Here is a 253-nt window from a genome sequence, read left to right on the forward strand (position 1 = left end):
AGTCGAGCCACTGCGCCTTTCATTATATTTTTCTAAGGTAAAAAAGCGGTGGTCATCAATACGGTAAATGACGGTGGGAGGACCATAACTTTTAATTTCTTCGTCAATTAAACGTTGTTGTTCGCCTCTATCTTGCTCCGCTTTAATTGCAGCTTTTTCTTTTAATGATAAACAGCCGGTTAATAGGGTGGCACTCAAAATAAACAGTAAGGGAAATTTAAGTCGATGTAATAACATGGGTTGTCCTTATTAA

Annotated in this window: 1 pseudogene; it reads right to left on the reverse strand. The window is 37.5% G+C overall.

What is annotated here, in order from left to right:
- Window positions 1-237: pseudogene (locus tag DK861_RS01120) on the reverse strand (hypothetical protein); the annotation flags it as partial.
- Window positions 238-253 lie beyond the last annotated feature (16 nt).

Source organism: Proteus sp. TJ1640, from assembly GCF_003144445.1.
GTDB classification, from domain to species: Bacteria; Pseudomonadota; Gammaproteobacteria; order Enterobacterales; family Enterobacteriaceae; genus Proteus; species Proteus penneri.